We start from the raw sequence: 21306 nt of genomic DNA, 5'->3' as shown, positions 1-21306 counted from the left end.
ATCTTACTAGTTACCTATTTCTCTTCTATTCAAGCAAACTTATTATGAGGAGCCACAAAAAATTTAAAGAATCAGGTAGTGCCGTAATTCAGTCATGGTTTCTAGCAATTTATCGCTGATGCTGAAAGACTTTCACTAGCCTATTATTACTTCATAGGCACTACCTGCCAGTAATTATGCTGGACTAAGAGAGGGTGACCGAGATCTAAACCAATAAATCTTTGCAGCTCAGGGTCGGCTGCAATCAGCAAAGATAGAAATTATCTAATTACTGAAGGCCAATCCTCATAACAATCACATTATTCAAAAGAAGATACCGATTGATCCAACCTTAATCTATAAAGCAATAGGATGAAACCCATAAAGCAACAACATCGATTTTATCTGTTTCAACAACTGATATGGGGTGTTTTATTTTCACTGTTGATTGCTGGTTTTATTATTATGGCTCTTGGTGCTCTATTGACTGATAAACAAATAGATCAGCAGTTAAAACAACAGGCCCGATCCATTACTGAAGGTGTCGTTTTTTCCATCGAAGGATTAATTGAACTAGGTAACACCGGCGAAGGATTAATCGAACTGCGTAACACCAGTATTATTCAGCGGGTCGTCCAGAACTATGCCACCTTACCGTTAGTGATGGAAGTCGCGGTGATTAATCCCCAGAACAAGGTCTTAGCCCAGAGTGATACGTTTCCGACTCGTTTGTCCTTTTCAGCCTTACCCTCTCCATTCACAGAAGTTCTAGACCAAGCAGCTCAAACCGGTTTACCAACTAGTTTCAGTACGAAAATTGATCGTCATAGCGTCTTGGTTTCAGTACTACCGTTTAGCAACACCTTATTTGGTCAGGCTAGCCGTCGGGGGCTGGCAATCGTTATTCTCGATGCCGATGCCCTTCGTAAACAGGCAGTACAAGCTCTCTCAATAACAGTTCTCATTTATATTTTTGGCATTGCTCTGACACTGATCCTCATGGCTATGTGGATCCATCGCATTCTCTTGCGCCCCCTCAAGCAACTCAGAAATGCAATTGTCAGCCTGAATAGCATTGACCAATTTGTGATGCCTGAAGGATTACCAAATAATGAAATTCGACTGCTAGCCCAGTCCCTAAAAAGTTCAACCAATCAAATCAAACAATATCAGGAATTTCTTCACAAACAAGCTCAAGCTTTAGAAGTTGCTGTTCAAGATCTCAGTGCCAAAAATACTCAACTGGATAGCGCATTATCTGAATTACATCACACCCAAATTCAGATGATTCAGTCTGAGAAGATGTCATCTTTGGGGCAGATGGTAGCTGGTATTGCTCATGAAATTAATAACCCACTGGGGTTCATTCATAGCAATTTAGTTCATATCACTAGCTACGTTCAGGACTTGATTGGAGTGATTCAAGCTTGTCAAGAACAAATTCCACAATTTCCGACTACATTGCAAGATAAAATTGATGAAATTGATCTTATTTTTGTGCAAGAGGATATCATCAAGACTCTTCAGTCAATGCAGATTGGCACTGAGCGGATCCGCGAAATTGTCTTGTCATTGCGTAATTTTGCACGATTAGATGAAGCAAAAATTAAAGCAGTCAATATTCATGATGGAATTGAAAGTACGCTGCTGATTCTGCAACACCGACTGCAAGCAACTGACCATCGTTCCGAAATTCAAATTCGCAAATATTACGGTGAACTACCATTGATTGAGTGCTATGCAGGACAAATTAACCAAGTATTGATGAGTGTGTTGATGAATGCTATTGATGCACTTGATAGCTTGAATCAACGATCCAAGACACCAGAAATTCATCCTCAGATTAAGATTCAGACAGAAGAAATCTCTGAGCAAAAAATCAAAATCGCAGTTAGTGACAATGGATCGGGAATGACTCAGGAAATTATGTCCAATATCTTTGATCCATTTTTTACAACCAAGCCAATTGGAAAAGGTACAGGACTCGGGCTTTCGATTAGCTATCAGATCATTACTGAAAATCATCGTGGCAGGCTATTTTGTGAGTCAGAAATTGGTGTAGGAACAACTTTTACGATTGAACTTCCAACACACCAGACTCGGTGAGGGGTTTCTCATTGGGCTAGGCATCAGCGCGATCGCCTAGGCCGCGCCCGGCAGCAGCAACCGACAAACCAACACCGAGGCGATCGCGCTGACCGCATCGGCAAACAGCCCCACCGGCAAGGCATAGCGCGTCCGAATAATCGCCACACTGCCGAAATAGACCGCCAGCGTATAGAACGTGGTGTCCGATGCGCCCTGCATGGTGCAAACCAAATCCGCCAGGAAGCTGTTGGGGTTGGCTTTCACAATTTCCGACATGAACCCAAACGCGCCGCTCCCGGACAGCGGCCGAATCAGGGCCATGGGCAGCGCTTCGGCGGGCATCCCAATCAAAGCGGTGACGGGAGTGAGCAGGTTGGTCAGCAGTTCCAAAGCGCCGCTGGCTCGGAACATCCCGATCGCCACAAAAATCGCCACCATAAACGGAATCACCCGCACGGCAATTTCAAAGCCTTCCTTTGCCCCCTCGGTCAGGGCTTCATAGACGCGCACGCCGCGAAAGTAGCCATAGATGAGGAAGCCGCTGATAAACATCGGCAGCACCCAGTTGGAAATGGTGGTGAAGCCTTCCAAGCTGAAGACAAAGCCGAAACCGTGGCGGATCACCTTCTGGACGATCGCCCCGAGAAACGCCAACACCAACCCACCAAAGACCAGTTGACCGACACGGCTGGGGGGATGCAATACAGGCGGCGGGGCGGTGTCAACGGCCGGTTCGATCGCCTCTGCATCTTCAGGAGTGTCCGAGATCGGCTCGGTTGGCTCAATCACCGGGGCTGGATCAGGCGATCGACGGGCCGCAAACTTGGCGGCCAGCACCGCCGCTGTTGTCCCGATCGCCGTGGCGATCAAGGTGGTGAGGACGATCGAGGCCGGTTGGGTCGTGCCCGCGCTGGCCCGCACAGCAATCACCTCCAACGGAATCAGCGTCACCGAGGCCGTGTTAATCGCCAAAAATAAACACATGGCGTTGGTGGCTGTGCCGGGGTTGGGATTCAGGCGATCGAGTTCCTTCATCGCCTTCAAACCCAAGGGCGTGGCTGCGTTGCCCAAGCCCAGCGCGTTGGCCGCCAAGTTCATGATCATGGCGGACATGGCGGGATGCTCCGGCGGCACGGTCGGAAACAGCCGCACCATTACGGGCCGAATTGCCCGGGCGATCGCCTGCATCAACCCAGCTTCCTCCGCCACCCGCATAATCCCCAACCACAGGGCCATGGAACCCACCAGCCCGATCGCCAGTTCCACCGCGCTGCCCGCCCCTTTGAAGGAAGCCTCCGTCAGGGGTTTCATCTTGCCGCCATAGGCCGCCACCACCGTGGCAAAGGCAATCAGAAACAGCCAAATCGGGTTCAGGGGCGAAACTTTCGTTTTCATGGGCCGGGGCTACTCCACAGAAATTCCCGAGAAATCCCTTGCAGAAATAGCACGATTTGCCCCAGAACGTTGCGGAATTTCGTTGCTATAACCGAGGCGTAATCTGGCAACCAATCCAAAGATGATGATCAAGCGCCCCTTAGGTGTGACCATTCTGGCGGGCTTGCAGTTTTTCTATAGTGGTTTTGGGTTCTTGCTCAGTTTGTCGGTGTTGGTGATTCCCCAATGGCGGCAATTTTTAGTGGATAGCACGATCGAGAGCCTCAAACTGCAACTCCAAACCGCCGGTTCCAATTCAGATCCGCAAGCCCAGGCGATGATGCTGGGGATGGTTCCGACGTTGATTTTGGTGTTTGGGGGAATTGGGGTGTTGCTCTCGCTGATGGGGGGATTGCTGGGATATGGCCTCTGGAAGTTGAAGCAATGGGCTTGGATTTTGACGTTAATTTGGCAGATTTTGCAGGTTTTGAGTTTGGGACAGTCGCTTGTGAGTTCGATCGCCCTAGGATCGGCTTCAGTTCCGGCCTCAAACCTGTCGCAGTTGGGGTTTCAATTGGCGATCGCCCTTTTGATTTTGTTCTACCTGTTTCGGCCTAAAGTGCGTCAGGCCTTTAAATCGCCTCAATCGTCGGCCTGATGGTGGCTGTTACCCAGGGGCGGCGGCGCGGAACAGTTGTTTTTTTTCCAACATTCCGCTAGACAACGTTCATTGAGGCTGGAGACTTTCCATGACCCGGACGCGATCGCCCTTGGCTGTCAATTCAACGCCCCCCATAGCGGCCCCCGATCGAGCCAGGCAGCAACCCTGGCGGTGGGCCCTGGGCGGGTTGGGTTTTGTGCTGGCGATCGGGCTGGCGGTGCGCTGGCTGGGGGATGGCCTTTGGTTTGGCCAGTTGGGCTATGGCTCCCTTTGGTGGATGCGGCTGGCGGTGCAGGCGGCTCTGTTTGGGGTGGGGGCGATCGGGTCGTTGGCGGTGCTGTGGGGCAATCTGTGGCTGGCGGAACAGCTCAACCGCCGGGAGTCGGTGGCCCTGGGCCCTGATCCCGATTGCCCCTGGTGGGTGATGCCTCGGGCGATCGAACCGCGCGGGGAACGACTGGTGGGCGGCCGGCTAGATTTGCTGCCATTGCTGCTGGTGTCGGGATTGTTGGCCCTGGGGTTGGCCCTGCTGGTGGTGCATTACGGGCAAATTGGCTGGACGGCGGGGCGAGAAGCCTTACCCACGGCGGTTCCTCGCTTGCAACCGCTGTTGTTATGGGAACTGCTGGAGCCGTTGCGATCGGGCCAATGGTGGTGGTTGGCGCTGCCGGGATGCCTTTGGGCCCTGGGGGCGATCGCGCCGAGGTGGGGCTTGCGGGCCTTAGGGGCGATCGCCGCGTTGAACTTTGCCTGGATTGGCTCCCAACATTGGGCGACGATTTTGCTGGCCGCCCACCCCAGCCGATTTCAACAGGTGGATCCGGTGTTTGGGTTGGATGTGGGCTGGTTTGTGTTTGGCTTGCCCCTGGTGGAACTGTTGGAGTTTTGGGCGATCGGGCTGTTGCTTTGGTCGGCCCTGTTGGTGGGGCTATATTACCTGCTCAGTCAGAAATCCTTGGCTCGGGGGCGATTTCCCGGCTTCACGGTGGGGGAATGGCGGCATGGCTGCGGCCTCTTGGGGTTGGTGTTGTTGGCAGCGGGCATCAGCGCCGGGGTTGCCTGTTTTGATTTGCTCAATTCCACCCGAGGTGCTGCCTATGGAGCCGGTTTTGCGGATATTCGCGTGCAGTTGCCAGCCAACATTGGCTTGGGGTTGGTGTCCTTGGGCAGTGGGGTTTGGCTGCTGGGCTATGCCTTGACGGGGTTGCAACCTCGGCGTTGGCTGGATGGCCGGGTGGCACAACCCACGGGCGATCGCCGGCCGGATTTGCCGCCCCGGTTGGTGGCGATCGGGCTGTTGTGCTACGCGATCGGGGGCATCAGTCTGGGTTTTCTGTTGCCCGAGGCGGTGCAGGGGGCAATTGTGGAACCCAACGAGCTGGAGCGGGAACGGCCCTACATTGAGCGCAACATTGCCTTTACCCGATCGGCGTTTGGCCTCGATCGGGTGCAAGCGGAATCCTTTGACCCCCAAGCCACCCTCAGCGCGGCGGATCTGCAAACCTATGAACCCACCCTCGACAGTGTGCGCCTTTGGGACACAAACCCGCTGCTAGATACCAATCGGCAGTTACAACAAATCCGCTCCTATTACCGCTTTGCCAACGCAGACCTCGATCGGTACCGATTGCCCGATCGGCCCAATCCGGCCCCGGCCGCCACAGACCGATCGACCCTCCATCCCACCATCCTCTCCATGCGGGAGTTGGACACCACCGCCCTGTCAACCCCAGCCCAAACTTGGCTGAACCGCCATTTGGTCTACACCCACGGCTATGGCTTCACCCTCAGTCCCGCCAACCAAGTGGGAGCCGGTGGCCTGCCGCTCTATTGGGTTCGGGACATTGGTTCCGGCACTGATGACACGGGCGGCGGCATCCTGCGGGCCGCCAATGAACAGGTGAGCCAGGGCATTCCCCTCGATCGGCCCCGGGTCTACTTTGGTGAGCTGACCAATACCTACATCCTGGCTCCGACCGCAGCCCAAGAGTTGGACTATCCCCGAGGCAATGACAACGCCTATAACCACTACGACGGTCAAGGCGGGGTGCTACTGGGCGATCACTGGTGGAAGCGGTGGCTGTTGGCGGCCTATCTACGCGATTGGCAATTACTGCTGACCAATAACCTCACGCCGGACACGCGCTTGCTCTGGCGGCGGAATGTGCGGGAACGGGTGCGGACGATCGCCCCCTTCTTGCAGTTCGATCGCGATCCCTACGCCGTGGCCGTGAACCTGCAATCGGCGACGGATACCGATGGGTTCGATCGCCGCAGCCACCTGTTTTGGATTGTGGATGGCTACACCACCAGCCGCCGTTATCCCTATTCCGAACCCAGCCGCGCCGGTTTTAATTACATTCGCAATTCCGTAAAAGCGGTGATTGATGCCTATAACGGCACGGTGCGGTTTTATGTGGCCGATGGGGATGATCCGCTGATTCGCAGTTGGCAAGCGGTGTTCCCGGAACTCTTGCGCCCGATCGACCAATGCCCGCCGGCCATTCGATCGCACTTCCGCTACCCGATCGATCTGTTTGCTGTGCAATCGGAAAAGCTGCTGACCTATCACATGAGCAATCCCCAGGAGTTCTATAACCGGGAGGATCTGTGGCAAATTCCCAACGAAATTTACGGCAACCAGCCCCAACCGATTCAGCCCTACTTTGCCCTGATGCAAATGCCCGGCACCAGCCAACCGGAGTTTGTGCAGTTGTTGCCCTTCAGCCCCGCCAAGCGCAGCAACCTGATTGGCTGGTTGGCGGCCCGCTCCGATGGCGATCGCTACGGCCGACTCTTGCTCTATCAATTCCCCAAGGATCGGCTGGTGTTTGGGATTGAGCAGGTGGAAGCCCGCATTAATCAAGATCCGGACATTGCACGCCAAATTAGCCTTTGGAATCGCCAGGGTTCCAAGGTGATTCAAGGGAACTTAGTCGCCATCCCGATCGGGCGGTCCATTCTCTATGTGGAGCCGCTATATCTCGCGGCCGATGCGGGCGGCCTGCCGACCCTGATTCGGTTGGTGGTGGCCCATGGCGATCGAATTGTGATGCAACCCACCCTCGACACGGCAATCACGGCCATGTTTGGCCAACGATCGCCAGCCCCTCAGGCCGCTCCCCCATCAACCTCCTAGGAATCCAAAATCTAGGAATTCAAAATCTAGGAATTCAAAATGCCGGCCAAAGAGAGGGAAAACCCCGGTAGGCAACTATCGCCGCTCAAGGTGGTGGGAGATTTCAGGGTTTCCACCGGGCGATCGGGTCGGTAGATCTGGGTGATCGCCTCCGCCGGATCCAGCAACCACCCCAAACGCAGCCCATTGTTGAGATATTCCTGCATCTTCGCTTGCACTTGGCCCAAGTCATCACTGGGCGACTTTAGCTCCACCACAAAATCAGGACAAAGGGGCGGATAGCTATCCTGTTCCTTAGCGCTGAGGGCCAACCAGCGATCGCGGCTGACCCAAGCAACATCGGGCGATCGAATGGCTCCGTTCGGCAGTTTAAACCCCGTGGAAGAGTCAAACACCTCGCCCAAGCCCGTCTCTTCATTCCACAACACCAACCGCGCCGTGAGGCGTGAGTTGCGCTGTCCCGTTCCGCCTCCCGTGAGGGCCACGATCACTAATTCTCCTGCGGCGGTTCGTTCAAATTTGCAGTGGGGATTTTGGCGACAGATGCGGGCAAAGGTGGCATCGTCCAAGGCCAAGTCCGGCTGAAGATCGATTGCGATCTCGCTCATGGCAAGGGGCCCACCGGGGCCAACAAAGGAACGATCGGCCGCCGGGCCCCCAGGGCAACCCCAAGACAACCAACGGCCGAAACAGACACAGCAACGAACCCTAAACCGCCAAGCCCACGGGACAGCTCACCCCCGTGCCGCCCAGGCCACAATAGCCGCCGGGATTTTTAGCCAAATATTGCTGGTGATAGTCTTCCGCGTAGTAAAACTCCGGCGCATCCAGAATTTCCGTGGTGATGTCCCCATGGCCCGCTTGGGTCAGCGCCCCTTGGTACTGTTCCTTGGAGCCGATCGCCGCCGCCTTTTGGGCTTCGTTGTAGGTATAGATGCCCGATCGATATTGGGTTCCCACATCGTTGCCCTGGCGCATCCCTTGGGTGGGGTTGTGGCTTTCCCAAAAGACCTTCAACAGTTGCTCGTAGCTCACCTGTTGCGGGTCATAGACCACCAGCACCACTTCGTTGTGGCCCGTCAGGCCCGTGCAAACTTCGTGGTAAGTGGGGTTGGGCGTGTGCCCGGCCGCATAGCCCACGGCCGTGGAAAATACGCCGGGGGTTTGCCAAAACTTGCGCTCGGCTCCCCAAAAACAACCCAACCCAAACAGGGCCGTTTCCAGACCGGCCGGGAAGGGCCCCTCGATCGGGTTGCCATTCACAAAATGCTGATTCTTGATGGGCATTTTGGTCGATCGCCCCGGTAACGCTTCTTTGGCGGTGGGCATCGTGGACTTTTGCTTTAAACCAAAAAACATGGCGAGGAGTTCCTGAACATTCATGGGCAATTTGATCGGGGTTCGATCAATCTCAATGCAAGGCGCAATCCAATTTCAATCCAATTTCAATGCGATCGGTTTCGATTTGGGGTCTGATCCCTGGGCCGCAACTGCTCGATCTTAAAAGGTTTTCCTAGGGCTGGGGAGGCACAGACGATTCTCGATCGCCCGCTGATGGGGCCGCGTCCCTTGATGGGTGCTTGGGCGATCGCCACCCGATCGGGCGGCGGGTTCCCATTTCCGTTGCTGCCGAAGCCAGCAAATACAACACCAACAGCCCCATGCCACCCGCCAGCCACCGCCAATCGCTGTCCGTGGTTGGGAGCGCCAACAGAATAGGTTCGATCGAACAGCCAGACCCGTAATTCATCCCCCAATTCATCCCAAAACCCATCCTGTCATCTATCCCCACAACAGTTCCCATACCCAGTTAAGCACCCGGTTCGGGCCCCGCTGAATTTCCGGCTGCCATCGGACGAATTATCGGTTTTCAAGCCCGCTTAAGTACGGTTTTCATCCTTGCAACTGTCTTAATTTGATTGCAATATCACTGCGCCTTTTTAGCATTTTTATTTCTTCGATTAAGCCTCAGCAGTCAGCAGCAAAAGCAATTAGGCAGTTTGGTCAGCAGTTTGGCCAGCAGTTTAGCTTTCAACACAATGTCTCAGCCATTGGCCTCTGAAAACTCAGGTGTGGGAACTGCCCTTGAATGGGTCGTGCAAACCGAATCTAGCTTCTGTTTGAGCGAGTTATCTTGAGATTGTGCAGAGCAAAACGCTCCACGCAAAATTGAACCAATTCGAGCAAGATTGAACTCGATTCTTGAGGTTAATCCTCAAGCAAACCCTTCTCCCAAATTGTTGATTTCAGGAGTTCGCGAGGTGGCTAAAATGACCTTGATCCGTTGGGAACCCTATCGAGAAATTGAGTCGCTCCGTCGTCGTTTTGATCGACTCTTGGATGGCGCACTGATGACTCCTTTGGCGATCGACCCGGAATTGCACCACGCACCGGCTGCGGAATTGGAAGAAACCGCTGATGCGCTATTGTTGCGCCTGGAGCTACCGGGCGTTGATCCGAAAACCGTTGATGTGGAAGTGACGGCGGAGTCGGTTTCGATCGCTGGTGAGCGACGCTCCGAAAAAACCGTCCCAGAAGACAGCGCTTTCCGCACCGAATTTCGTTACGGCAAGTTTCAACGAGTGATTCCGTTGCCTACCCGCGTGCAAAATGCCCAAGCCACTGCTAACTATCAAAATGGCATTTTGGAACTGCGGTTGCCCAAGGTGGAAGAAGAAAAGAACAAGGTTGTGAAGCTGTCGATCGGCTAGGGTAACTGGCCCATGGTTGAAAGCGTTGCACTGCGGTTTTTCACTTTGGCTTTGAACTTTGATCTTGAGCGATGATGTTGCACTCCCGTTTCAGTGCAATTGCTGACCTAGAAGGATGAATGAATGCAGATTCGGGGGAATCCTGAACGGGTTCTCCCGGTTTTTTAATTCCAGTTCAATTCAGGTTTCTTCCAAACTTAGTCCAACTCCAATCAAAGCTCAATCCAAACTAAGCCCAAGCTGAAGTACGGTCAAACCAAGGTCAAATTCAAGCGAATTAAAGCACAATCAAGACCAAATCAAGATTGATCAAGCATGAATGCCGCTCAACTATCCCTCAATCACAAACAGAGAGCGACCTTAGAGCTGACCTTAAACCTTGGCTTAAAATCTTCGCCTTAAACCGTTGATTTCAAAATCAATTTTTAACATTAGTTTAAACTCCCAAAACAATAGGGATTGATAATCCCTCGCTTTGGAAATCATGACGGGTAGGGGCCACACAATCCAGAGTGGCGCGTCTACAATCGAGGAAGCTTCTCACACAGGTCGGCGGTCTTAATTCGGGTATGGAAACAGGCGATCGAATGCGGTTATTGGCGCTCTTGGGGTTGAGCGTGGTGGCATTTTGCACAGTGGTGGGCGTGGGCAGTGTGGTTAGCCACGGATCCACCCTGGGGCTGGCCAGCGTGGAGGTGACAGACTCCGCCTGGGGCCAAGGGGCCCTGTGGCAAAATGCGGCCCAAGCCTTGGGGGGACTGACGATCGGGGTGGTGTCCATGCGGGTGCTCGATCGCTGGCGCTATCAACAACGGTTGGAGCGGTTGCAGCGAGATTTGGATCACGAAAGCCACGAACGCCAAACCCTGGAAACCAGCCAGCGATCGCTACAACTGCAACTGGAAACCTTGGAAGAGCAGGCCACCAACCACCAACGGACGATCGAGGCGCTGAAAACCCAACTCCAAGAGCGCGATCGGCTGCTGCAAAAGGAGCGGACTGACCTGGAAGCCATTCGCACCGATGTGGAACAAACCTGGGATGAGCAAGCCGCCCTCCAAGGGGAGCTATCCCATTTACGGGATTACGTGGCGGAATTGGAAGCGGAGCTAAACACAAGCCAAAGCAACTTGGCCAGCCTGTTGCAATATCAACCCAAACCGGCCGAGGCGGGAGAGAACAACTCGGAAACGGACGAGTTAGTCAGTGCAGGGGCCTTTGAAACGGTGTTGGCGGCGGTGGAAACAGCGGAACAACAGTTTGGGGATGTGTTGGAAATTTGGGATTCTGCCCGATCGGCTGCGGCCGAGTCCCAATTTGGTCGCCCCAGTGAGGTTTATCAAGCTTTACGGGCGATCGCGGAAATTGGCCGCGCCTCCCTGCTGGCAAAACGGGAAGGGCGATCGATGGGCGGTTGGCGGGAGGGTTTCCGCGCCTATGGTTTGGACTTTAAGCCCACGGAACACCAAGTCACCGGTTCTCGATACGGGAGCGATCGGGACTTTCGCCATGGGGGCCGCAAACAGCGGATGTTTAAACATCTCACCTTGGGCAAAAACAACGCAGTCCACAACTTGCAAATTTATTTTGAGCTGGACTTTGAAACCGAAAAAGTGGCGATCGGCTACTGTGGCAAACATCTCCGCAGCTACGGTTGGGCTAGCTAACTATTCGGTTTCTATCAGTCTGGGCAGTTGCTCGCGACCAGCAATACTGGCACAGGGTTGAAATCAGCACTGTTGAAGGTAGCGAGCGATCGCCCCACATCGCCAACTGAATATTGCTGTGAATATTGTGAATATGGAGAAAGGCTGGAAATCAAAATAGTCCTCAAGCTGCTGAAGGTAATTATCCGTAGCCATGCTAGTTGGCAATCAGCGTCAAAATGATCATGCTCTATCTCTACAAATTAGGTAATTTTAGATTTTTAATAAAAGCTTTATAAAGTTATTCACACAGTACTTCATGTGAATGTAGTATGTATACAAGCATGACCAAATATAAAAAGTCATGCAACTCACGTTCACGTCAAACTCTAAACAATGGACACCGCATTACTACGAGCAGCATACGAGACCTATCGTGCCCAAATCATGCTCAATGGTATTGATCATGAAGGTAAGCTTCGCATTGATCCTGCCTATTACTACGCAGTGTCAGTAAGAATGTTTCCGTATTTTCATACCCACTGGTGCGATGGTTCTGACCCATTTGCTGAACTTTATAGTATCGGCCAGGAATTCATGGATGAGGTTATTACCTATGTCGATGCCCTCTGGGTACAGGGAAATCCGGTTCCCAGCTTCTACGAGTTAGAGGACAAGTTTGGAAGAGATCAGCGATCAGCGTTGATTCTGATTTTTCGCTACTGCTACCTGAACGAGGGATTTAGTCCTGAGTTTTATAGCTCACTGCTTGCTCCGTCCGCTCATCCCACAGAAGCTAGCATCATTTCCCTAGAGATCAGTAAACATGACTGTTTATTGGTGTGAAATCATTCCAGGAATAATCCAGAATGCGGATGCATCCTTAGTCAGTAACTAGATGCACAGGTAGTCTCCTCTTCGGTTTTACAAGTGCAGAAGGCCAAAACCTTTGACTGTAAATACCCCTCCACTTCATCACAGGGAAGAGATTGCTAAACGCCGATCGCCCTAATCAAATTGCTATAAGCTATTCATCTTGGTTTCTGCAAGTTTGGGCGATCGCTGAGGTAAGCCATGTCGAATTTACAGCCGGTGTATGTGATTGGCGGTGGGCTGGCCGGCACTGAAGCGGCCTGGCAGGTGGCGCGATCGGGCGTGCCGGTGGTGTTCTATGAAATGCGGCCCGAACGCCTCAGCCCCGCCCACCACACGGAACATTTGGCGGAGTTGGTTTGTAGCAACTCCTTTGGGGCCATGTCTGCCGATCGCGCGGCTGGCTTGCTGCATGAGGAATTGCGGCGGCTGGGGTCGATCGTAATTGGCAAGGCGGATCATCATGCCGTGCCGGCCGGCGGGGCGTTGGCGGTCGATCGCGCGGAGTTTAGCCGTGACCTGACCGAAACTCTGGCGCAACACCCGTTAGTGGACTTCCGGCGCGAGGAAGTGCGGCAAATTCCCACCGATGGCGTTGTGGTGTTGGCCACGGGGCCCCTGACCAGCCCGGACTTGACCGATGATCTGCGACAGTTCACGGGCCGGGACTACATGAGCTTTTTCGATGCGGCTAGCCCGATCGTGGTGGGTGAGTCGATCGATCGCGACGTGGCCTTCATGGCTTCCCGCTACGACAAGGGCGAGGCAGCCTATTTGAACTGCCCCATGAACCGGGAGCAATATTTGCAGTTCTATCAAGCCCTCTGTGCGGCGGAACAAGCGCCCCTGAAGGATTTCGATCGCGAAAGTGCCAAATTCTTTGAAGGCTGCCTGCCGATCGAAGAACTCGCCCAGCGCGGCGAAGACACCATGCGCTACGGCCCCCTGAAACCCGTGGGCCTGTTCGATTCCCGGCTGGGCGACGGGCGCGACCCCGCCAATCGCGACAAACGCCCCTACGCCGTGGTGCAACTGCGCCAAGAGGACAAGGCGGGGCAACTGTGGAACATGGTCGGCTTCCAAACCAACCTACGCTGGGGCGAGCAACAGCGCGTGTTTCGGATGATTCCCGGCTTGGAACATGCCGAATTTGTGCGGATGGGCGTGATGCACCGCAACACCTTCATCAACGCGCCGGAACTGTTGAGCGCCACGTTGCAGTTCAAGGGCCGGGCGACGCTGCTGGCGGCGGGCCAACTGATTGGCACGGAAGGTTACACGGCGGCCACGGCCGGCGGCTGGCTGGCGGGAACCAACGCGGCCCGGATTGCCCGCGGCCTGGAACCGATCGCCCTGCCCCCCGTAACCATGAGCGGCGCGCTGTTCGAGTTCATCAGTTCCGCCTCGCCCAAGCATTTTCAGCCGATGCCGCCGAACTTTGGCATCCTGCCGGAGCTGCCGACCAAGATCCGCAACAAACAGGAGCGCTACGGCCAATACCGCGATCGCGCCCTGGGAGAACTCGATCGCTGGAAAGTGGAATCCCTGGGCGATCGACCCGCTGCTTTGGTGGGTGCAACGGTTTAAGCGATCAACATCATGCAAAAAAAGATTGGGTTCAGCGATCGCTAAACCCAATCTCAACAGTACCAACTTGTGCAATTCAGTTGTGCAGTCCACAGGAGCGCAGTCAAGAACAGCTCGGGCTATCTTTTCAGTCCCCCAGCCTCATCCCTAAATTGGCTAGGGTTCGATCGACTGACGAGCTAGTTCCGAGCTGCCATTGACCGGCCTTGCAACCTAGTTCCGGGGTGCTGCAGCCCGCAGACGACGCTGAACCATTGCCCCACCAGCCACCAAACCAAGACCCAACAGCGCGGTGGGTTCTGGCACTGAGGTGGATTCTTTTTCGTATTCGTACTCAACCCGCAGTGCACCTTTAGCCAGGGTCAGCACACCGGCGCTCAAGTTACCAGGGCCAAAGACACTGAACAGAGCCGAAGCGGAGAAGGTGTAGTCGATCGAACCAGTGCCAATGAAGCCAGCCAAAGCTGCGGCATCAGTGATGGTTTTGGTTTGTTGATATTGACCGTTCAAGGAAGTAGAAAACTTCCGGCCCGAAGTGCCAGCAAAGTCACGGCCCCCATCAAACGAGGATGCCGTGAAATCGTGAGCGCCCGTGAGGGGAATATCAAAAACTGACGTGCCGCCGCTGGATGTCAGGTTTAGATTAGCCTCAAAGTCAAATTTGATGGAGGCCACGTTGCCGGGGCGCAAACGACCGAGGTGCTCGTAGTAAGCCTTTTGCCAAAGTCCCGTATCAAAGGTCAACTTGGCCGATTTCAGAGTTCCGAGGCTAGGATCAAACTTCTGAATCGACAGGACATCTTCAATATCCGTGAAACCATAAAGGCCATTTCGGGCTTCTGCGTCTGTGAGGCCACCCGTAAAGCCATCAATGGTATTCAGGGTCGTAACCGTGCTGGCATCCGGCACGTAGGCATCGGAGTAGCTGATGCTGAGGGCAAGGGCGGGAGCTGCGATGGAACTCAGCGAAATGGTTGCAAGTGCAACGCTGGGGGCAAACCAAGATTTCATATCTTCCACAAGAGGATGGGTATTGAGAGCAAAGTTCGACCGCGTGGCATTCCGCGTCGCTTTTATGACCCCTTATGGAATCTAACTTAGCTTTAAGATTTGGCGGAATCAAGGGGAATTTTTAAAGATTCAGCAAAGATTGGTTGATGATTACTTAAATTAAAGATTGGATGAAGAAGAAAATGCAATGGGACTCCAAAATCGAGCGATCGAGAGTTGCGTTTTTCCTGTATCCCGATGATTAGGTTTTGGTTCAGGCTGTTAGAGCGAGGAATGATTTTGTGATCAAGTGCGGACTAGACCAATGCTGAATCATTCCAGGGTGAATGCAAGAGGACAGTCAAGATAGAAGATTTAGAGAAAACTGGGTGTTGATCGAGTCAAGGAATTACAGGAATGAATATCAAGATAGAATAAATTTAATTTGATTGATTGAATATCATTGATTGGATTTCATTACAATTTGATGCCATTTTTTGATGTAATAAATTGATAAGACTTATAAGTTGATTGCGGTTCTGAAAAGAGGTCTTTCATGAGTAGTTGTCAGGAGCCAAACTGCACGGAACGCTCAACGGTGGCGTTACCGGACGGATTCCCCGATCGCTTGCCCAGTCTCACGATCGAGCTGCTGTGGGACATTTTAGACGATCGATTAGAGGATGACCGGGTGAATCAACTGCTGTGGCATGGGTTGGGTTACCAATGGGATCCAAACACCCAAGCTTGGTTGGCTCCGGCGGACTGGCAAGGGGATTATCCAGAACCGCCGAACTTTATTGAAAGCCGCCCAGCCACGGTGAAGCTGACTCGATCGATTCCCGCCGAGAATAAGCAATTGCTGAAGGAATATTTGGGCTTCAAGGGCTACAAGGTGGGTGAATTAGTGCCCCGCAAAACCCGACGGGCAACGGCGGTGAATTGGCTGTTGGGCTATCTGAAAGCGCAGAACTTGTTGCCAGTGCAGCCGCCCGATCGCCCTTCTGCCCAGGATTCATTACAGTCAGCCAATGGCGAAGACGCATGATTCAGCCTTGAGGCGCTTCCTAGGCGTTAGGTGGCTGAGGTGGCTGGTGGGAATCGGTTTCGATCGGGCTTGCGGGCGTGTCGATCGCGGGGGAATCTTCATCCCACAGGTCGATCGGATCATCATCATCCGTCGCAGCATTCTCTGGGGCGGCGGGCAAATTTCCAGCGGGGCGATCGCGCTGGGGTGACTGACTTTCCTGGGTCAGGCGATCGGCGCGATCGCGCATGGTTTCTGTCAGTTCCGTGGCGCGGGTGCGGGCCGTGTCCGCCAAAGACTTGGCCCGATCGCGGGCTTCCCGGGCCAAATCCGCAAACCGACTGCGGGCCGTTTCGGCGATCGGCTTCGTCTTTTCCTGCACTTGGCGCAGGGTGGTTTGCACCGAAGTTTGCACCGAATCCAAAGCCTGATCCCAAGCGGCCGTCAAAGGAACCGCCTCGGCCGCCTCGGCCGCTTGGGTCACCACCAACAGCCGCTTGGGCCCGCCGCTGATGGCCGCTCCGGCCGGCAAGCTATAGGCCACATCCGCCACGCCTTCACGCCGGAAGAGGTAGCGATCGACCCGGCCCACGGCCGGATCCAACTCCAGATCCGCCACCGTGCCAATTCGATTGCCTCCGTCAGTCCAAACCTCGTGACCCACAAGGTCAAAGGCTCCCTCCGGCTGTTGCAGGCTCTCCCCTTGGGTTCCCAGATCCACCAACACGCTATCCGCCCCGATCGCCACCACCTGACCCCAGGCACAGGCTCGCAACGGGCCACCCAGCGGCAACTTCAAGGACAAATTCAGCGGCAACGGCCCCGATCGAATCACAATCCCCAACACCCGGGCTGCTCGCGGATCCACCCACAGGGCGGCCACATGGCCCAGAGTTTCCGTAGTGGCGCGATCGAGCACCAAGCGGCCCAGCAGTTGGCTTTGGCGAATAAACGATGCTGTCGCAGACATGGGAGTTATCCAAACGGCCTGAAAGTTGCGTCGATCCTAGCCGATGATCTTCGCCAATTTCTGATCAAAAATTCCTGATCAACACGGTTGCGCTTTCACCCGAGACCCTGGCATCCCAGCCAACCGCCGCGATGGCTCAGGTTGCCAAGCGTCAGTTCCAGAACAAAACTTTAGCAATCACCCTTGGGGAAAACAGGAGTATTTTGGGTGCATTGATGAGGGTGACCTAATTTGCCACCCTGCCCAAGACAATTGGGTTATTTTTCTAACACTGACTAGCCTAACTTTTGCGGAATCAAAAACCCGAATCATAGGTTAAGGTCTAGTCCAGAATAGCCGATTCCCAATCTGGTTTTTGCTGGAATTTTAAGTATCCTTAAGCCAAGATCAAATCTTGCACAATTTACCCTTTTCAAAATTAAGGGACTCATGTTGTTATCATCCTGGAATTCTTGTGATCTCTGGTGGACTAACTCGCCGTAATTTCCAGCAAGCCAAAATTCTTTCTCATGGGTTAGTATAGTCATTTAAGGTAATTTTTCAGCGGTTGACTAGGTGAATCGAACTTTCAACTAATCTGAGCCATCAAGGGCAATTTCTTGCCCGCTCAGCACACTTACAAAACTTATAAAACCTCAGTTCCATAAGTTGATATCAATAGAATTATCAATATGAGTTCAAGCGATCGAGCAAAGAACGCTGTGATATTTCTAACACTTCAGTAGATCTACTCGATTAGTAGGTAGATAGCGTTACAGATCATCAGTCGCTGATAGTGTTAATACCAGTTGTAAGCGATTGGTTAGGCAACGGCGCGATCAAACTGCGATCGGGCCCCGATTGTGACCGCAGTCGAGGATTGCAAACCGGTCGATCGCACAATTGCAGTCAGGTCATCCACCGTTGAGCGATTGGGATGCCACTACCCACCCATGCCCCAAATCAAACCGACCATTTCCGACCCAAGCCGCTGCCTCCAGTCTCCCCGTCATTTCCCAAACCGCTAGGACAAGGGCCCCTGAACGCGCCTGAATTGCCCCGTCAGTCCCGCATGAGCCTATGAATCTTCAACAGCCACGCTGGCGAAAAATGCGGCTCCCTCGTCGGATCCAAGGCCTTTGGCAAAGGATTTCGCTGTTGCGGCATGGCCAAAATCAGCCCGATCGATCTGTGGCCAATCGATCTGCGGCCATCAGCCTGTTTTGGGTGTTGACGGTTCCCTTTGTGGTGCAGGTGGTGGGGGCGGTGGGCTTGGTCGGCTATTGGTCTTACCGCAGCGGCCAAACCTCCGTAGAAAATTTGGCCAATCGCCTGCTGGATGCTGTGGATCACCGGGTGCGTGATCATGTGGATAGTCTGCTCAGCAAGCAACAACACACCTTGGCCGCTAATGGTCGAGCGATCCAAGGGGGCAAGTTGCCGTTGGATAACTCCACCCCTTGGCGCGATTATCTGTGGCAACAGATGGCCACGGATCCCAGTCTGGTGGCGACCATGTTTGCCAACGATCGGGGCTTGCTGGTGGGCTATGTGCGATCGGTCAATTTGGAGTTGCGCCAACAAATTGAGCAGTTGACGGGCAAATCCTATCCCGTAGGTACACAGTTCCTGGCAGAGGCCAGCCCCAACCTGCCCAACCAGCGCCTCTATTCGCGTGTGAGTGACCAAGGGCAACCCTTGGAAGCCGCCTATCAAATTACCGATGATGTGCGACAAACGGCCTGGTTTCAACGGGCCCAAAATAGTCGCCAGCCCACTTGGTCACCGGTTTACACCCATCGCGTGATTCCAATGTTGGGCATTGATGCATTGTTGCCAATTTATGATGGCAATCGCAATTTTCGGGGCGTTTTAAGCCGCACGGTTTTATTGTCGGGGTTGAATACCTTTCTCAATCAGTTGCAGATTTCGCCCCGAGGTCAGGCGTTTATTGTGGATCGATCGGGCAATTTGGTGGCCACTTCAACCCTGGAATTGCCCTACATTCAGCAACCCAACCAACCCTATCCCACAAGATTATCGCTGGCCCAAAGTCGTAATTCAGAAACCAGGGCCATTGCCCAGCAACTTCAACAAAAAGATCCCCAATGGCAAGCCATTCAAACGGAACAACGGTGGCGATTAGCCTTTCAAAATGGCACGTTGTTTACGAAAGTCACCCCCTACCAAGATGCCTATGGGTTGCATTGGCTTGTGGTCACGGCGGTTCCGGAAGCCGATTTCATTGGTGAGATTGAGGCTAATCATCGCCAAAATCTTTGGTTTTGTTTGTTGGCCTTGGCAGGATCTTTGGGAACGGGCACTTGGACGGCCAAACGCTTGAGCCGATCGCTGCGAAATTTGACAGAAGCAACCCGGGCGATCGCCGCCGGCCAACATGCCAACCCCCTGCCCAAAACGCGGGTGGCGGAAGTGAATCGCTTAACCCAAGCCTTTCAGCAAATGGTGGGAGCCTTGCAAGCGGCCGACCAACTCCGCCACACCTATGCCCGTGACCTGGAGCAACAGGTGGCCCAGAAAACGGCGGCCCTCACGGAAGCCCAACGGATTGCCCAGGTGGGCAGTTGGGAATTTGATGTGGCGACGGGCACAAGCACTTGGTCTGCGGAACAGTTTCGCATTTTGGGATTGGAACCCGATGCCCAAGAACCGGGCCACCCTGACCTTTTTGATTTGCTCCCCGAGGCCGATCGCCCGCGATTTGTGGCCACGGTCACGGAGGCGATCGAGCAAGGAATTCCCTACACGATCGAACATGGCATCCAACGGCGCGACGGGTTAACCATCTATCTGATCAGTCGCGGCGAGCCGATTTTTGATCAACAGGGTCGAGTGGTGAAACTGGTGGGAACCATCACCAACATCACCGATCAAAAACGGATGGAACTGGCCCTGCGTCAATCGGAATTAAAATTCGCCACTATCTTCCAAGCGGGTCCAGAAGCCGCCTGGATTGCCCAAATCAATGATGGTTATTGCCTTAATATTAATGATAATTTCACGCGTATTCTAGGCTATTCTCACGTGGAAATGGTGGGCAAAAGCTGCACTGAAATGCAGCTCTGGAAAGATCCCAATGATTTAACGGAGTTTCGAAAGGTTCTGAAGGAGCAGGGATGGATTCGCGAATTTGAAACAGAATTTCGCACCAAATCTGGCGAAATTAAAACGGTTCTGCTCTCAGCCACCATCAGCTATTTGGAAGGTCAAGATTGCCTGATTGGCATCCTCAGTGACATCAGCGATCGAAAACAAGTGGAACGGGAGTTACATCAAGCCAAAGAGGCCGCAGAAGTGGCTAACCGTGCGAAAAGTACCTTCCTGGCCAAAATGAGCCATGAACTCCGAACTCCTCTCAACATTATTCTTGGATTTACCAATATTTTGCAGCGAGAAGCGGTTTTGTCACCCACCCAGCGGGACGACTTACAGCGAATTTATCGCAGTGGTGAGCATCTTTTAAAACTCATCAACGAGATCTTAGATCTATCTAAAATAGAAGCCGGTAAATTAACCCTCGCGCCTCAGGTCATTAACCTGCGGGAATTAATGCAAAGTGTGGCCGATCTATTTTTGTTGCAAGCCCAACATAAGGGCCTACAGCTAGATTTACAACTGGCCGAATTATTACCCACCCATGCCCTAGTTGATGGCCGAAAGCTAGAGCAAGTTTTGATTAATTTGATTAGCAACGCCCTGAAGTTTACACAAACGGGCTTTATTCGAGTGCGGCTACGTTCCCACAACAGCAGCCCAAACCAGTTACCCCCTGTTACGGAAACTTCACCCCCAAATATTCCTGATTTTGAGGCAGTTTCCTCAGAGATAACACCTATTCCTAATTCGGTTGCCGCGAATGGCTCACCAACGGAGAGATCGCCCTCTACGCCCACCCAAACCACCTTGCTATTTGAGGTTCAAGATAGTGGAATTGGCATTGCTCCTGAACATTTGGAAACCATTTTTGATGATTTTGTGCAGGCAACGGATCACCAAGATGCCCATAGTGGAACCGGCTTGGGTTTAGCCATTAGTCGCCAACTGGTGGAGTTAATGGGTGGAGAAATTACCGCTGAAAGCCAACTGGGCCAAGGCAGCCTTTTCCGCTTTTATCTCCCTGTTTTGGTGACTCATCAGGCGATGTCGCAAACCAATACGCCGATTCCCCAAATTGTGGGATTAGCGAGCGATCGCACGGACTATCGAATTTTGGTGGTCGATGATCAAACGGAAAATCGCCAGGGTAGTGAATCAAATTAAT

Annotated in this window: 15 protein-coding genes; 9 read left to right on the top strand and 6 right to left on the bottom strand. The window is 53.4% G+C overall.

Annotated elements, in window-relative coordinates:
- Window positions 1-351: 351 nt before the first annotated feature.
- Complete coding sequence (locus tag AMR42_RS17390; protein ID WP_099534916.1) at window positions 352-2085, top strand: sensor histidine kinase; 1734 nt, start codon at window positions 352-354, stop codon at window positions 2083-2085.
- A gap of 36 nt (window positions 2086-2121) precedes the next feature.
- On the opposite strand, the gene AMR42_RS17385 is transcribed toward AMR42_RS17390, so the two are convergent.
- The gene (locus AMR42_RS17385) at window positions 2122-3462 is read right to left on the bottom strand and encodes a nucleoside recognition domain-containing protein (RefSeq protein ID WP_099534915.1); all 1341 of its coding nucleotides are present in this window, start codon (window positions 3460-3462) and stop codon (window positions 2122-2124) included.
- A gap of 121 nt (window positions 3463-3583) precedes the next feature.
- On the opposite strand from AMR42_RS17385, the gene AMR42_RS17380 reads away from it, so the two are divergent.
- Window positions 3584-4099: a hypothetical protein gene (locus AMR42_RS17380; protein WP_099534914.1), complete on the top strand. Its 516-nt coding sequence runs from the start codon at window positions 3584-3586 to the stop codon at window positions 4097-4099.
- A 91-nt stretch (window positions 4100-4190) separates the two neighbouring features.
- On the top strand, window positions 4191-7241 hold the full coding sequence (locus AMR42_RS17375; RefSeq protein WP_099534913.1) for a UPF0182 family protein: 3051 nt from the start codon (window positions 4191-4193) through the stop codon (window positions 7239-7241).
- 26 nt (window positions 7242-7267) lie between these two features.
- Here AMR42_RS17375 and AMR42_RS17370 read toward each other — a convergent pair whose 3' ends face one another.
- The 3 genes from AMR42_RS17370 to AMR42_RS17360 all read right to left on the bottom strand — a co-directional run bounded on the left by AMR42_RS17370 (window position 7268) and on the right by AMR42_RS17360 (window position 8991).
- Window positions 7268-7849, bottom strand: coding sequence for a Uma2 family endonuclease (locus AMR42_RS17370; RefSeq protein WP_099534912.1), 582 nt, complete (start codon window positions 7847-7849; stop codon window positions 7268-7270).
- A 100-nt stretch (window positions 7850-7949) separates the two neighbouring features.
- Entirely contained in the window at window positions 7950-8600 is a 651-nt protein-coding gene (gene msrA / locus AMR42_RS17365) for a peptide-methionine (S)-S-oxide reductase MsrA (protein WP_099534929.1), read from the bottom strand.
- Between the two features lie 154 nt (window positions 8601-8754).
- Window positions 8755-8991: a hypothetical protein gene (locus AMR42_RS17360; RefSeq protein WP_143473165.1), complete on the bottom strand. Its 237-nt coding sequence runs from the start codon at window positions 8989-8991 to the stop codon at window positions 8755-8757.
- A 520-nt stretch (window positions 8992-9511) separates the two neighbouring features.
- Between AMR42_RS17360 and AMR42_RS17355 the strand changes: the two genes are divergently transcribed.
- From AMR42_RS17355 to trmFO, 4 genes are all read left to right on the top strand, one after another.
- A complete protein-coding gene (locus AMR42_RS17355; protein WP_099534928.1) occupies window positions 9512-9952 on the top strand; it encodes an Hsp20/alpha crystallin family protein in 441 nt (146 codons plus the stop codon).
- Window positions 9953-10521: 569 nt separating this feature from the next.
- Window positions 10522-11619, top strand: a complete 1098-nt coding sequence (locus AMR42_RS17350; RefSeq protein ID WP_099534910.1) for a hypothetical protein — start codon at window positions 10522-10524, stop codon at window positions 11617-11619.
- Between the two features lie 375 nt (window positions 11620-11994).
- The gene (locus tag AMR42_RS17345) at window positions 11995-12444 is read left to right on the top strand and encodes a hypothetical protein (protein WP_099534909.1); all 450 of its coding nucleotides are present in this window, start codon (window positions 11995-11997) and stop codon (window positions 12442-12444) included.
- A 228-nt stretch (window positions 12445-12672) separates the two neighbouring features.
- A complete protein-coding gene (trmFO, locus tag AMR42_RS17340; protein WP_099534908.1) occupies window positions 12673-14058 on the top strand; it encodes an FADH(2)-oxidizing methylenetetrahydrofolate--tRNA-(uracil(54)-C(5))-methyltransferase TrmFO in 1386 nt (461 codons plus the stop codon).
- 213 nt (window positions 14059-14271) lie between these two features.
- Here trmFO and AMR42_RS17335 read toward each other — a convergent pair whose 3' ends face one another.
- Entirely contained in the window at window positions 14272-15069 is a 798-nt protein-coding gene (locus AMR42_RS17335) for a choice-of-anchor E domain-containing protein (protein WP_099534907.1), read from the bottom strand.
- Between the two features lie 607 nt (window positions 15070-15676).
- On the opposite strand from AMR42_RS17335, the gene AMR42_RS17330 reads away from it, so the two are divergent.
- Window positions 15677-16096: a DUF1823 family protein gene (locus AMR42_RS17330; protein ID WP_234407076.1), complete on the top strand. Its 420-nt coding sequence runs from the start codon at window positions 15677-15679 to the stop codon at window positions 16094-16096.
- Window positions 16097-16115: 19 nt separating this feature from the next.
- On the opposite strand, the gene AMR42_RS17325 is transcribed toward AMR42_RS17330, so the two are convergent.
- Entirely contained in the window at window positions 16116-17045 is a 930-nt protein-coding gene (locus tag AMR42_RS17325) for a hypothetical protein (RefSeq protein ID WP_099534905.1), read from the bottom strand.
- A gap of 1170 nt (window positions 17046-18215) precedes the next feature.
- Here AMR42_RS17325 and AMR42_RS17315 point away from each other — a divergent pair.
- Window positions 18216-21305: an ATP-binding protein gene (locus AMR42_RS17315; protein WP_158234529.1), complete on the top strand. Its 3090-nt coding sequence runs from the start codon at window positions 18216-18218 to the stop codon at window positions 21303-21305.
- The last annotated feature ends 1 nt before the right edge of the window (window position 21306 follow it).

Source organism: Limnothrix sp. PR1529, assembly GCF_002742025.1.
Lineage (GTDB): Bacteria > Cyanobacteriota > Cyanobacteriia > CACIAM-69d > CACIAM-69d > CACIAM-69d.
This window is presented reverse-complemented; position numbering and strand designations above follow the sequence as displayed.

Excerpts from the sequence above, each read along its gene's own strand:
- AMR42_RS17390 (WP_099534916.1), top strand. The coding sequence starts at position 352 with ATGAAACCCATAAAGCAACAACATCGATTTTATCTGTTTCAACAACTG.
- AMR42_RS17385 (WP_099534915.1), bottom strand. The coding sequence starts at position 3,462 with ATGAAAACGAAAGTTTCGCCCCTGAACCCGATTTGGCTGTTTCTGATT.
- AMR42_RS17380 (WP_099534914.1), top strand. The coding sequence starts at position 3,584 with ATGATGATCAAGCGCCCCTTAGGTGTGACCATTCTGGCGGGCTTGCAG.
- AMR42_RS17375 (WP_099534913.1), top strand. The coding sequence starts at position 4,191 with ATGACCCGGACGCGATCGCCCTTGGCTGTCAATTCAACGCCCCCCATA.
- AMR42_RS17370 (WP_099534912.1), bottom strand. The coding sequence starts at position 7,849 with ATGAGCGAGATCGCAATCGATCTTCAGCCGGACTTGGCCTTGGACGAT.
- msrA (WP_099534929.1), bottom strand. The coding sequence starts at position 8,600 with ATGTTTTTTGGTTTAAAGCAAAAGTCCACGATGCCCACCGCCAAAGAA.
- AMR42_RS17360 (WP_143473165.1), bottom strand. The coding sequence starts at position 8,991 with ATGAATTACGGGTCTGGCTGTTCGATCGAACCTATTCTGTTGGCGCTC.
- AMR42_RS17355 (WP_099534928.1), top strand. The coding sequence starts at position 9,512 with ATGACCTTGATCCGTTGGGAACCCTATCGAGAAATTGAGTCGCTCCGT.
- AMR42_RS17350 (WP_099534910.1), top strand. The coding sequence starts at position 10,522 with ATGGAAACAGGCGATCGAATGCGGTTATTGGCGCTCTTGGGGTTGAGC.
- AMR42_RS17345 (WP_099534909.1), top strand. The coding sequence starts at position 11,995 with ATGGACACCGCATTACTACGAGCAGCATACGAGACCTATCGTGCCCAA.
- trmFO (WP_099534908.1), top strand. The coding sequence starts at position 12,673 with ATGTCGAATTTACAGCCGGTGTATGTGATTGGCGGTGGGCTGGCCGGC.
- AMR42_RS17335 (WP_099534907.1), bottom strand. The coding sequence starts at position 15,069 with ATGAAATCTTGGTTTGCCCCCAGCGTTGCACTTGCAACCATTTCGCTG.
- AMR42_RS17325 (WP_099534905.1), bottom strand. The coding sequence starts at position 17,045 with ATGTCTGCGACAGCATCGTTTATTCGCCAAAGCCAACTGCTGGGCCGC.